The 12,672-nt window shown below is 47.9% G+C and carries 9 protein-coding genes and 2 pseudogenes; 3 read left to right on the forward strand and 8 right to left on the reverse strand.

The genetic code is table 11. The annotated features are described in order from the left end of the window. Window positions 1–58: 58 nt before the first annotated feature. Window positions 59–427 (reverse strand): annotated as a pseudogene (locus tag H6F72_RS30215) (IS5 family transposase); the annotation flags it as partial. On the opposite strand from H6F72_RS30215, the gene H6F72_RS11970 reads away from it, so the two are divergent. Beyond that, the gene (locus H6F72_RS11970) at window positions 426–875 is read left to right on the forward strand and encodes a cupin domain-containing protein (protein ID WP_190435313.1); all 450 of its coding nucleotides are present in this window, start codon (window positions 426–428) and stop codon (window positions 873–875) included. The pseudogene H6F72_RS30215 and the gene H6F72_RS11970 overlap by 2 nt on opposite strands. Window positions 876–1,371: 496 nt before the next feature. Here the strand turns inward: H6F72_RS11970 and H6F72_RS31095 are convergent, their stop codons facing one another. From H6F72_RS31095 to H6F72_RS31105, 3 genes and pseudogenes are all read right to left on the reverse strand, one after another. Then, window positions 1,372–1,758: a DNA-binding response regulator gene (locus tag H6F72_RS31095; RefSeq protein WP_370527490.1), complete on the reverse strand. Its 387-nt coding sequence runs from the start codon at window positions 1,756–1,758 to the stop codon at window positions 1,372–1,374. After that, a pseudogene (locus tag H6F72_RS31100) lies at window positions 1,732–1,914 on the reverse strand (response regulator); the annotation flags it as partial. The gene H6F72_RS31095 and the pseudogene H6F72_RS31100, both read right to left, overlap by 27 nt. A 48-nt stretch (window positions 1,915–1,962) precedes the next feature. After that, the gene (locus tag H6F72_RS31105; RefSeq protein WP_370527489.1) at window positions 1,963–2,124 is read right to left on the reverse strand and encodes a hypothetical protein; all 162 of its coding nucleotides are present in this window, start codon (window positions 2,122–2,124) and stop codon (window positions 1,963–1,965) included. A gap of 1,465 nt (window positions 2,125–3,589) precedes the next feature. On the opposite strand from H6F72_RS31105, the gene H6F72_RS11980 reads away from it, so the two are divergent. Further along, on the forward strand, window positions 3,590–5,869 hold the full coding sequence (locus H6F72_RS11980) for an alkaline phosphatase (protein ID WP_190435316.1): 2,280 nt from the start codon (window positions 3,590–3,592) through the stop codon (window positions 5,867–5,869). Between the two features lie 189 nt (window positions 5,870–6,058). Then, a complete protein-coding gene (locus H6F72_RS11985) occupies window positions 6,059–8,524 on the forward strand; it encodes an alkaline phosphatase family protein (RefSeq protein ID WP_190435320.1) in 2,466 nt (821 codons plus the stop codon). Window positions 8,525–8,631: 107 nt separating this feature from the next. Here the strand turns inward: H6F72_RS11985 and pstB are convergent, their stop codons facing one another. From pstB to pstS, 4 genes are all read right to left on the reverse strand, one after another. Beyond that, entirely contained in the window at window positions 8,632–9,402 is a 771-nt protein-coding gene (gene pstB / locus H6F72_RS11990) for a phosphate ABC transporter ATP-binding protein PstB (protein ID WP_370527491.1), read from the reverse strand. A gap of 84 nt (window positions 9,403–9,486) precedes the next feature. Beyond that, a complete protein-coding gene (gene pstA / locus H6F72_RS11995; protein WP_190435330.1) occupies window positions 9,487–10,404 on the reverse strand; it encodes a phosphate ABC transporter permease PstA in 918 nt (305 codons plus the stop codon). Window positions 10,405–10,410: 6 nt separating this feature from the next. After that, entirely contained in the window at window positions 10,411–11,433 is a 1,023-nt protein-coding gene (gene pstC, locus H6F72_RS12000) for a phosphate ABC transporter permease subunit PstC (protein ID WP_190435333.1), read from the reverse strand. 122 nt (window positions 11,434–11,555) lie between these two features. Beyond that, window positions 11,556–12,593 carry a phosphate ABC transporter substrate-binding protein PstS gene (pstS, locus tag H6F72_RS12005; RefSeq protein WP_190435336.1) on the reverse strand — a complete coding sequence of 346 codons (1,038 nt, stop codon included), beginning with the start codon at window positions 12,591–12,593 and terminating at the stop codon, window positions 11,556–11,558. Window positions 12,594–12,672 lie beyond the last annotated feature (79 nt).

Consider the following 12,672-nt stretch of genomic DNA (forward strand, 5'->3'; position numbering starts at 1 on the left):
GCTTCTTGCTGTTGGCTTTGCTCAGTGGTGGATAAGAGGCTGCTTGGGGCTAGTTCCCCCTTTTTGCTCCTGCTGCATGTTGATGCGCACGGACAACACTCCCATCGACAAAGTGGATGTCCCAGTTAATTTTGCCCTCGGCATCGGCCTCGATCTGCAGGGCTTCGAGCAGTTGCTGCCACAAGCCGATGTGACGCCAGTGGTAGAATCGACCTGAAACTGTTGACCAGTGGCCATAGCGACTGGGTAAGTCTCACCAAGGAGCACCAGTTCTGAGAATCCACAAGATGCCGTTGATGACGGTTCGATGGTCTTTAGCGGGGCAACCTGTATGAGGCTTTTGTGGTGGAAGCAGGGGCCAAATGCGCTTCCACTGCCGATCGTTTAATTCACCCCGTCGGTTCTTCTTTTGTGGTGGAAGAATCATGGAGGCTAATCAGTATTCCTGCACTATTTCTATTCTGCCAAAGGGTTTTAAAACACGCCCTAGGATATTCGACAGTTCTCAATTTCTTCAGCCAACCGAAGGGGAGCCTATTCGCTCGGTTGTTACGGAATCTAAAGATGCTGTCGTCGTTGCCTGGTACGTCAAGCCAGGACAAACGATTCTCCCTCACGTCCATTCCTATGGCCAAGATACCTGGACAATTTTATCTGGGAAGGGAGAATATTATCTAGATCAAGTAGGCACAACACAACCCATCATTGCAGGGGATATAGTCGTTGCTTTTATGGGGTGTTTGCATGGAGTCATTAATAATGGTGAGGAGCCATTAGTTTTTATTTCAGTTGTGTCCCCAAGCGACGCCGGATATCATCTGGTCTCATTAAGTGAAAAGCCTGATCAAAATACTGCAATCGCTTGGGACTGTTGAGAGTTAGCGCTCACAGTTTCAGACGCACGGCTTTAACTCAGATGAGTAACGCGGTATCCCGCTGCGGGTGATTAAGAGATATCCCGGCATCGAAGCTTGCAGGCAGTTCAACGTTATCTAGAGGTGTCAGAGCTGCAATTCGAGGGGGCGATCGCTAGTGGCTCAGTTCTGACTCGCTGACCGCTACTTGCCTTGTTGCTCGTTGCAACAACCACAAAAGGGGTGATGTAACTCATTTTCTTGCTTAAGGGCTTGAAATCGGCTCACAAGACCGCGAATTTGACCTAGCAAGTCCTTGAGTCTTGCGATTGTTTCAGCTTGTTGCGCTAATAGCTTCTCTATTTCATCTTCCACTTTTACCGTCCAACGAGTTTAGTTGTTAGCAAGCTTAAAGATGTTCGGTTGGTCTATTCTCTGTCTAAATAAAGAGAATATGGTAAGTTTATTCGTTTTCGATGCCTGTTCGGTGTTGGGGCTGACATCGCGACTTCAACAATTAACCAAGTCGATAGCCAAACCCTCGGACTGTGAGGATGTATTGAGGGCTGCTAGGGTCAGCCTCTATTTTTTCTCTCAACCAACGAATATGGACATCCACGGTTTTGGAATCTCCCATGAAGTCCAACCCCCAAACCTGCTCCAGTAAATCCTCGCGCGATCGGACTCGACCTGGATGCTTCATGAATATCTCCAAAAGCCCAAACTCTTTCGGGGAGAGTGGGACTTCTTTCCCTCGTAGCGTGACCCGACACTGCTGACGGTCTAGAGCTAGGTCTTGAAATCTTAGGACTTGTTCTTTGGGTTTAACGACAAAATCCTGATAATTACGCAGCAAAACTCGACACCGGGCAATGAGTTCCCTGAGACTAAAGGGCTTGGTCAAATAATCGTCAGCCCCCACTTCTAATCCCACGACAATATCAGCTTCTGCCGTTCTCGCACTGAGGATGAGAATTGGCGTCGAATGGCTCTGCTGGCGAATGAAACGACACACATCCAATCCACTAATGAACGGTAGCATGAGGTCCAGAATAATAAGATCGAATGGTTCGTCTCCTTCCCGTCGTTTAGGTGTAGCGTACTGAAGCTATTCGAGAGCTTCCCGACCATCTTCTACTGCTACGACTTGAAATCCTTCTGCTTCCAAGGCCAGAGCGACTGTGTCCCGAATGGCTCCTTCATCTTCAACCAACAGAATCCTAGAGTGCTGAGGGAGCTGTGAAAGGACAAGAGCTTCGGGTGAATGCATAAAAGCGGTGGAGTTGAAATGAAGTCGTTGGCTCAAGCCAGGTAGTGAGAGAGCAGAAACCTAGGATGAGTCGTCAGCCTAGCTAAGTGAGTGAAAGAGTGAAATCCTTCTTCAGTTGCTTTTGGAGCCAGAGGGCTAACCATACAATAGTGGCAATGAGCAGTAACTAGGAGGGCAGAGTCAGTTAAATCGTTTGTTTTTTCATCGTGCAACCATCTATTGGTGGTTGGTTCTGCAAGCTGGGAAGCTGTTAGGTGTCGTGTGACAACCAAGTTCTGGAAGGTAAGCGATCGCCCTACTAGTAGTTTTACTTCCTTTGAGTTAAAGAGCTGTTCCAGTATCTTCCCAAATCCGCAAGCAATGGTTTACCTGGAAGGCAACAGCTGTTTAACTCAGCGTCACAGAAGGTGAAAACCACGCTCCGTGGAAGCAAGCCTAGTAGCAGCGAATGACAATAAACTGACATCATCAATCGCGTAAACAGTGATCTAAGAGCGATCGCGCTAACCGAGAAACGGGATGCACTACAAGTTTGATGCAGAATTACAAACGCAGCTAATCTAAAGCGATTTCAAGAATTGCGTTGTTTAGAGTGACAGAGTTGTGCTTGAAAGAGAATCGCCGCTCTGAACTGACTCCCCTCCTTCTACAATGGCCAGTAACTCCAGTGCCCTCTTAACCTCAGCTTTCTTGGATTTCTCAGAAGTGTCAGTCTCGCTAGAAGACAAAGATTCTTCAACTATCCTGGCTGCTTTTTCGGCGGCCTGAAACAAAGCTAGTTTATAAGCTTCTTTTGCTTTGCCGCTTGTGGGTCCTTGAGCTGACATATCGTGACCTAACGTAAGTAAGTTGAGCCTGCTCTACCATCGTAAGTCTAAGCGCTCGTTTTGAGGGAGGCACAGCATTAAAGCTGACCTTCATCCCTTTTTAAGGGGCTTCTAATTTTTGTTAATTATAAGAAAATTTTTTAGTAAAACAATAGCATATTGATCTATTTCTGGGTATATAAATTTACTTATTTTTGAGCAATACACTTAGTATTTATCTGCTCAAATCATATGTTTTTATAGAATAATAATGACAAATCTTTTAACGTATTTGAAAGGCTCAGTGCATTACTTATTTCTAGCTAAGAAATAGTCTTGAAGATATTTGTATAAAAATCAATACGTCTACATTTTGATGGATTTCAGCTCGTCATTGCAGATTCGAACTGATTGTTCCTCCATTGATATAGATTTAGAAACATTGCGCTAGTCCTAGCCTTAATTCATCACTACTTAAATCGCGCTTAAAAGCTTCTTAATTTCTGAGTGTCAATTTTTGCATGGGGCTTATTTCTCAGGGTAGGCACCTATCAAATCAAAGTTGCGATTGGAATTCCTCTAACTCTAAGTAAAAAATCATTTTTATTTTTTAGAGGCACTCTCGTTTTTTACTCTAATCACGGATCACGGAAATTTGTATGGCTAAGAACGTCATTATCATGATTGGTGATGGGATGGGTTGGGAACCTGCTCGCGCTGCGGCGATCGCGAAGCAAATTCAACAAGGACAAATTGGCACTAAGCTAAGTGATTTTTATACAGAAGGTAAGGGTGAGGGGCTCAGCTTTCAAGGGCTGAAGAATTATGCCATTGCGACAACTTACGGCACGACTATTTCCAACCAGGAAGGCGTTTACAGTACCGGAAATTCTGCCCGGCTGAACAGTGAAGAGCTTTTAAGAGATCCGATTCCACCAGCTTCTGACAGTCCACTAACCGGTTCTACCCCGATTCGCCCTGGATTCGAATTCAAGCCAGCCTTCAATCCAGGCACTCGCTCTTCGGGTGGGGCAACAGTAGAGGCAGGAGTCGTGGGTAACTTAGTGGGCTATGACCCAGAACGGGGTGGTGAGCTTCCCTGGACGCCAGGGAGCGATCCAGAGTACATCAAGTACAGCTATCCCGATTCTGCTAATACAGCTACAACTCTTTACACGGGGGTTAAGAGCTACAACAACGCGGTGGGCGTTGATATTTTCGAACAACCTCTAGAAACAATTCTGGCAACGGCCAACACACTCGGTAAGTCTACCGGTCTCGTCTCTTCTGTACCCATTGATCATGCTACGCCTGGGGCTGCTGCTGCTAATGTCAACCGTCGTAGTAAGTACGACGATGAGTTCCCAGGGCTAGATAACATCTTGCAGCAAGAACTGCGGGTGTACCAACCCACCGTTCTGCTCGGAGGAGGACATCCCCTATCTAGCGTAGACAAAGCTGCTCTGCCGGAGGGGGTTGAGCCTGATTTTACGTTCATTACTGAGTCAACTTATCAAGAGCTGAGCAACAATCCTAACAGCAACCTTTATGGCTATAACTTCTTAGAACGAGGAACGAATGCTGCCCAAACGTTGCTAGAAACTGCCGCAGAAATTGATCCCGACGCTGGAGAGCGGCTTTTGGGTTTATATGGAGCCCGAGGACAAAATGGGAACTTACCTGTTCCCAGTGCCAATGGGGATTATGGTTTCACAGGTTTAGACCAATTCTCGCTGTTTGCTTCGACCTCTGGAGATGAGAAGGATCAAATTCCAGAACCCGATATTGAGCGTCCGCTTGCGCCCGGTGAAACAGAGGAACAATTCATTGCAACTGAGCGCAATGAGAACCCAACGCTGAGCGATCTCAGCACTGCGGCTCTGGAAGTTTTAGAAGAGGATCAAGATGGGTTCTGGTTGATGGTCGAAGGAGGCGACATCGACTGGAGCTTACACGATGACAACTTGGACAATCTCATTGGCACAACCCTGGAGTTTGACCGAGCTGTTAGTAATGTAGTTGACTGGATCGGAGACAACGGCGGCTTCGAAGAAAACCTTTTGATTGTCACCGCTGACCACGACCATTACCTGACCCTGAATGAAAACTTTCCTGAACTCTTGCAAGCAAAGGGTGCAGAAGCCTTAACGTATGAGGAGCATACGCCTGAATCAGCCGGGCATTATTTCGGCTCTGACCCTAACATTAAATATGGTTGGGGATCCCACACGAACCGTCCCGTCCCGGTCTACTACCAAGGTGATGGCTCTGAAGTCCTTGATAGTCTAGTGAGGCAGGGTTATCAAGCTTATGGAGAACAGGTTCCAGGAATTGAAGGGCTTGTTGATCAAGTTCACATCTATCAAACCATGTATGCGGCGATTACTGAAGGAGCGGCCCCACTTCCTGCCCCTCCCATTCCCCAAGAGCAAGCCGAAGCTCTGCCAGCGCGTACCCCCCGATTTGCCAGAGCGGGTGGGGATGTCCTCGATATTGCCACTGATGAAATTGTGTTTGGTGGCAATGGCGCTGACTTGCTCGATGCGTCCGCAGGACAAGGAAGCAATCGAGTTTATGGCCGCAATGGTAATGACATCCTGATTGGCGGCTTTAACGATCGCCTCGCTGGAGACAACGGAGACGATATTTTGTTTGCTGGAACAGGCGGCAATACCTTGATTGGCGGTGAGGGTAGAGATCAGTTCTGGATCGCTTTTGGTAGCCTACCTAATTCTGGCAATCTGATTCGCGACTTTAGAGCAGGAACCGATGTCATTGGCATCTCTGGTCTATCTGGCGTGTCTGAGTTTGAAGACTTATCTCTCATCCAAACTGGTGCTGATACCCGGATTGTGGTCAGCGATTTCCCCTTGGCTGTTGCAGTTCTCACAGGAGTTCAAGCTAATACTCTGGCAAGTGAGAGTTTTGTCTTTGCCTAGTTCGCCATTGCGAAGATGAATGAGTTCAATCACCTCATCAGTAATGCTGATGAGGTGATTGAACCGTGAATTGCGGTTGGCTCAGCCTCAAAAGCCATCAATATTTGAATCGACGAGAGCGGTGAATTAATGCTCTAATTTCGTTTCTAACACCTCAGGATAAGGCAGTCCGCGTTAATTAGGATAACTATGGCTCCTCAAAATATTGTCATTTCACTAGATGGCGCAACGTTCTCCATTCTTAAGAACTATGTGGAGACAGAACAACTCAATCCCAATACAGGGCTTGGTCTGATTGCTAGAGAAGGTGTATTTGTTCCTAGCACTGTCGTGACACCTTCCTTGACAGCACCGAGTCATATTGCGATCGCAACGGGCTCAAGTGCTGCTCGAAATGATATTAATGCCAACTCCTTCCATCTTATTAAAAGCCCCTTCAACACCAATATCAGCGGCTTCGGTGCTCCTATCGGTGGCTATGATGGGTTGCACCCAGATGGAGCACACGAGGATGAAACTTTGACTGCTGAGCCCTTGTGGGTAAAGCTACGAGAAGCGGGTAAGAAAGTAGTTGCAGCGACATTCCCTGGTGCCGATGGAGCCACTATCCGCTTACCAGGAGTTGATCCTGCCCCTATCATCCAGTCCAGCGATATCCGAACGGTGGATTACACGGTCCCATTTGGTGCTTTTGGCGGCCTTGGTGCCAAAGGATTTAGCTTGGATGCAGCAGACTTCACGGTTGCTCCAGAAGCAGCTGCACAAGAGCTGGCACGGCTAGGGATGGCCTCATTCAGCGATGTCAAAGTTGCTGAGTTAGAAGACATTCCTGCTCAGGGACGAGGAAGCCTTACTGGAGGTAGCAGCAATGCCTATGACTTGCAAATTGCAGCGATTGATACCACAGACGACCGAGTGGTGAATTACAACCAAGCAGTTGTCTTCGATGCCAATCGTGGTATTGAACCAATGTCTAACGCCCCCTCAACCGGATCGGCCTTTCTCAATCCCTACAACCAAACGATTCGCCCATTCTTCTTTGAGGGCAGTAATAACGTGGTCGGTACCTCCTTTATTCTCACAAATCTGGCTACTGATCTCTCTACAGTTCGCCTCATCCGGACCTCTGCGAATTACATTCCCCGCCCCGCTGATAATCCAGCAGTGATTGCCGATGTGAACGACATCAATAACACAATTGGATTTTGGCGACCCCAGCCCGACTTCCGCATTGCTCAGCGTATCTCACCAGGGCTTGAAACCTTCCCGGATCTCGAATTAGAAGGTGCAGATGAAGCTTTAATTGACACCTTTGTGGAGTACCAGACAGATGTCTTGTTGCGAGGCATCCAGCAAAATCCTGATGCCGATTTGGTGTTGGGCTATCTAGAGCAACCCGACGGGGCTCAGCACCAATTCTTGTTGACGGACCCCCGCCAAGCCACAGACCCCAGTAACCCTAACTCTATTGGTGGGGGGCAAGATCCGGCTCAGGTTGATCGCTTCCAAGACTATGTTTTGCATGCTTATCAAGTTGCCAGTGATGCTGTACAGCGTGTGATTGACGCCGTGGGAGTCGATGAAGCTGGGGTGCCAAACAGCAACATCGTGATCACTTCTGACCACGGATTTGCGCCGTTCTATACTGCCGTCCATATGAATAACATTCTGGCCAACGCTGGGTTTGACTTGAATCAGGTCCGAGCAGTGACCAGTGGACCAGCGGTGAACATTTACATTAACCTGAAAGGGCGCGAACCAAACGGTACTGTTGAACCCAGCGAATACCAGGCACTGCAACAACAAGTTGTAAGCACGCTGACAGGCTTGCAGGATGAAAACTTCATCTATGCCTCAGAGGAAGACTTTGCTCTGTTCGACAAGATCTACCAACGCCCCATCCCTAGTAACCCCACGGCTCAGGATATTATCAACGCTACCAGCCAATTCATCGGCCAAGACACGGGCGATGGGTTTGCCCTTCTAAGCTTGGGCTACAACTTCGACGGGTTTCAGCCATCAGTCCAGCGCAAAGGCGATGAGGTGCCTCCAGGAGAGCAACAACCCATCTTCTCCGTACCCAGCTTTTATGGTGCACATGGGTATGACCCGAATCTTCCAGAGATGCAAGCCAGCTTTCTGGCAATTGGACCTGATTTTAATGCAAACGCGCTCTCTGACCTTGAAAGAGTTCGCAGCATTGATATTGCGCCCACAATTCTTGATTTGCTGGATGTAGAACCAGCGCCGACGGTAGAAGGGACATCAATCTTTAAACAAACAGGCTCGAATGATTTTGAAACAGCCCTTGAACGACTGGAAGATTATGTTCTGGGCATCGTCGATGATAATCCGCTGCTATTATCAGGCGTGAGAGATGAGATTATTGATACCTTTAATTTCCTAGGAGAGATTGATCCGACTGCCATAGAAAATATTCTCAACTTGGATGGCGATCGCCTCCTCAATGTTGTTGATGATTGGATCACTCTTGATCAAGTCATCAATGTTGCTAATCTCGCCACTTCCTTAGGACAAGGCAGCCTCCTCTTGGGTGAAGAGGCTATCAATGCAATCTCTGGCATCAGTGACCTGGAAGCCTCCACTGCGATTGAAGGGATGAATGCAAGAACCTCAAACTTTACCTTGGCTTAATTAGATTTTGGGTGGTGTTCTAGATCTGTTGGTAACTTTTCAGAAGCCAATACCCTAGATTAGTTTCGAGCATGGTGAGCCACAGGTCTAGAATACTAACAACTTGTTTAGCCAAATCGTCCTTCAATATAGTCACGGGTGCTAGGATGGCTGGCCTCCATGAAGATCCTTGCAGTAGGACCAAACTCTACTAGACGACCGATACGTGTTTCATCTGTCGTAAAGAATGCAGTGGAGTTGGAAATACGTGAGGCTTGCTGCATATTGTGAGTGACAATCACAATCGTTAAGTGCTGGCGCAAACTGCTGATCAATTCCTCGATCTTCATTGTGGCGATCGGATCGAGGGCGGAGCAAGGTTCATCCATCAGCAAAATTTTTGGCTGTACTGCTAAGGCTCTAGCAATACAAAGCCGCTGTTGCTGACCACCAGATAATCCTAAAGCGGATTTGTTGAGATTATCTTTGACCTCATCCCAGAGAGCCGCCCCTCGTAAAGCACCTTCAACAATTTCATCTAGCTTATCTCTGGAGGGTCGTCCCAGCAATTTCACGCCATAAGCTACATTTTCACAGATGCTCATGGTGAAAGGGTTGGGTTTTTGAAAGACCATGCCAATTTGCCGTCGTAGCTGGTTCAAATTGACACGAGAATGATAGATGTTTTGGCCAAAAAATTCGACACGACCTTTGACCTGAACTTTTCCTTCCAACTCAGCAATGCGATTCAACGCCTTAATAAAGGTTGATTTGCCACATCCGGAAGGGCCAATGATTGCTGTCACCTGTCTTGGAGGAATTGCGATCGTCACATCCTCCAAAACTTTATGATTGCCGTAAGCGAAGGTGAGACCAACCACATCAAAAGCAGGAATCAAAGGTTGTAGAACATTTTGAGAGGTAGGAAGGGTTTGGTGAGTGCTAGCATCTAGTGCAGGTTCAGGGAGATCAAACGACATAATTTAGCCAAGCTTCAGGCGACTACGGGTGAGAAAACGTGAGATTAGACTGGTAACTACCACAAGTAACAGCAACACCAACGAAGCTGTCCAAGCTAATTGGCTCCGTTCGGGGTAAGGCTCGTTGTAATAGTTGAAAATGAGTACTGATAGGGAGGGGGTAGGGCTTGTCAAACCTTCCAGCCAGTTTTGGCTGAACAAGGCTGTAAACAGAAGAGGAGCTGTTTCTCCTGCTGCACGAGCGATCGCAAGCAGAATACCCGTAGTAATGCCTGGCAAAGCTGAGGTGATAACAACGCGCCAGGTGGTTTGCAGTTGGCTACCTCCCAAAGCAGCAGAAGCTAAACGCTGAGACACAGGCACCAGCTTCAAAGCCTCTTCCGTGGTAAGCACCACAATGGGTAACATAATCACAGCTAGCGCAAATGCCCCCGCGATCGCAGAAAAGCTACGAGTGGTTAGGACAATAACCCCATACGCAAACACGCCCACGACAATGGAAGGCACACCGCTCAAAACTATCGTCATAAAGCGCACGATCTTGGCCCAAGCCACATCCGCCTTAAACTCTACTAAAAAGATTGCGGTCAAGATGCCAACTGGGATACTGAGCAAGGAAGCCAAGCCTACCATTGTCAAGGTGCCTAGAATGGCATGGGCAAATCCATTGGGCACATCTACAACTCCAGCAGGAGCGGGCAGCGATACTAGCATTTCCCACTTAAATGCAGGGACTCCTGCGGCCAGGATCTTGCCCAAAATTGCGAGTAGTGGCAGGAGCGCTAGTCCCGCTAAACTGAAGGCGATCGCACTCATCCCATAGCTAAAGAACACTCGACGCAGCGAGAGGGGGCAACTGAGTGTGTCTACAAAATCGGCTTCTGTAGAGGGTATAGGAGTGGGGACTGAATCCGTTGACATAAGAATTTATCGACGAGACTGACTGACTACTTGAATCATCAGCACCGCTGCAACATTGACGAGCAGCGTTAGCACAAACAGGATCAAGGCCAAGTACATCAAGGCTCCAACATGCAGTGCATCTAAGGCTTCAGCAAATTCATTGGCTAGAACCGCTGGAATGGTATAACCCAAATCTAGAAGAGAGAGGCTAATTTGAGGAGAATTACCAATTACCATCGTCACTGCCATCGTTTCGCCTAAAGCGCGTCCCAAAGCCAATGTAGCTGCACCTAAAATTCCAGACCCACTTGTAGGTAGCAGCGCACCCACAATCGTTTCCCACCGAGTTGCCCCTAAGGCCATTGAAGCACTGCGAAGCTCATCAGGAAGAGCTAGCAGCGCCTCTCGACTAATCGCTGCAATCGTGGGCAAGATCATGATGGCTAGGATGATCCCTGCCACCAATAAGCTGGGTCCAAAGGGTTCTGTGCTGAATAAGGGCAGCCACTTTAATAGTTGATAGAGCCACTGCTGAATAGGTTGGAGGAAGGGGATCAATACAAAGATTCCCCATAAACCCACAATGACGCTGGGAATAGCAGCTAACAACTCCAAAATAAAAGCAAAGGGCAATCGCACCCAAAGAGGCAAAAAATCTTCGCTCGTGACTAGAGCAACCGCAACGCCAATCGGTACTGCTAGCAAGAGGGCGATCGCAGAGCTGACCAGGGTGCCATAGATGTAGGGCAATGCTCCAAACACCAACTCACCCACATCCCAATCTTGACTCCACAGAAATCCAACGCCAAATCGCTGTATAGCGGGTTGTGCTTGCTGAAAGATAACCCAACCTATCCACAGTAAAGTAGAGACTGTTCCTAGGGCCAAAGCTCTGACTAACCAAGTGAAGCTTTGGTCGAGCCAAAAGTTTTGTCCCCGAGCAAGTTTGAGATCAGGAACAGTAGCTTCTGGATCTAGTAGCAGCGCTAAGGAAGGATTCGTAGCGGCCTTGAGGAACTTATCAACCGATTCAGCTGAGTCAGACATAGATGAAGAGATTGAGTCAAGCTAAGCCAAGAGAGGTTTATAGAAGAGATAGAGGACATCTCTCTTGAAGATGCCCTCACAGTAGTTGTAGTTGATGACAACTTGATTGCTTGAAGCGCAGTCTACTTCACATTGCTTTTAACTACAGCTCTAGCTCGATCAGCCACAGACTTAGGAATTCGGGTGTAGTCTAGATCATCATTGAGATCTTGGCCTTCTGTTAGAACCCACTCCACCATCTTTTTGACGGCCTCAGCTTTAGCAGGATCTGAATACTGCTTGTACACCATTAGCCAAGTAAGACCTGCGATCGGATAGCCATCCGCAGGGTCTCCTTCAAAGACGCGGAAGTTGTCGGGATACTTAACTGCCGCTAGCGCTTTGTTGGCTGTTTCTAACGAGGGAGAAACAAACGCTCCCTGCTTATTCTGCACTTGGGCCGTTTGCAGCTTGTTTTGCTTGGCGTAAGCGTACTCAACATAGCCAATGCCACCAGTGGTCCGAGCGACTTGAGCGGCAACTCCAGGATTGCCCTTACCTTTGATGGGATTGGTGGTCCACTTTGGAGCTGTGCCGACCCCCACCCGACCTTTGAAATAAGGATCGATCGCACTCAAGTGATTGGTGAAGATAAAAGTTGTACCACTACCATCTGCCCGCACAACACTTTTAATTGGCTGATCAGGTAGCTTGGCACCGGGGTTGTCAGCAGCAATTTTAGGGTCATTCCAACGAGTAATTTGGCCTGAAAAAATTGCTGGTAGAACCTTACGAGAAAGCTTCAGGTTATTAACACCAGGGAGGTTATAAACAACTGCAACTGCACCGCCTGCTGTAGGAACCAACAGCACACCATTTTTTACCTCTGCCATTTGGGCATCGGTCATGGCTGCATCGCTACCACCAAAGTCAACCGTGCCAGCAATGACTTGGCGAACACCGCCACCACTACCAATGGCTTGGTAGTTAATTTGCATGTCAGGATACTTCTTTTTGATTTCGGCAGCGTACCGCTCGTAAAGCGGGGCGGGAAAAGTAGCACCTGCGCCGTTTAAGGTTAATGCTTGGGCGATCGCAGTCGAAAGCGGGCCAAATGTAAGAGAAACCGTTGCAACTGAGGCAACAACTGTACGACGAAAAGCGGTCGTAAAAACAACCATATTTGCCTTGTCCTCAATCAGGAAATATCAGCAGCGATCGGTGCTTGGTCAACCACTGATAACCGTACAATTTGACCAG

The organism is Trichocoleus sp. FACHB-46 (assembly GCF_014695385.1).
Lineage (GTDB): Bacteria > Cyanobacteriota > Cyanobacteriia > FACHB-46 > FACHB-46 > Trichocoleus.

Excerpts from the sequence above, each read along its gene's own strand:
- pstC (WP_190435333.1), bottom strand. The coding sequence starts at position 11,433 with ATGTCTGACTCAGCTGAATCGGTTGATAAGTTCCTCAAGGCCGCTACG.
- H6F72_RS11985 (WP_190435320.1), top strand. The coding sequence starts at position 6,059 with ATGGCTCCTCAAAATATTGTCATTTCACTAGATGGCGCAACGTTCTCC.
- pstS (WP_190435336.1), bottom strand. The coding sequence starts at position 12,593 with ATGGTTGTTTTTACGACCGCTTTTCGTCGTACAGTTGTTGCCTCAGTT.
- H6F72_RS11970 (WP_190435313.1), top strand. The coding sequence starts at position 426 with ATGGAGGCTAATCAGTATTCCTGCACTATTTCTATTCTGCCAAAGGGT.
- H6F72_RS11980 (WP_190435316.1), top strand. The coding sequence starts at position 3,590 with ATGGCTAAGAACGTCATTATCATGATTGGTGATGGGATGGGTTGGGAA.
- pstA (WP_190435330.1), bottom strand. The coding sequence starts at position 10,404 with ATGTCAACGGATTCAGTCCCCACTCCTATACCCTCTACAGAAGCCGAT.
- H6F72_RS31105 (WP_370527489.1), bottom strand. The coding sequence starts at position 2,124 with ATGCATTCACCCGAAGCTCTTGTCCTTTCACAGCTCCCTCAGCACTCT.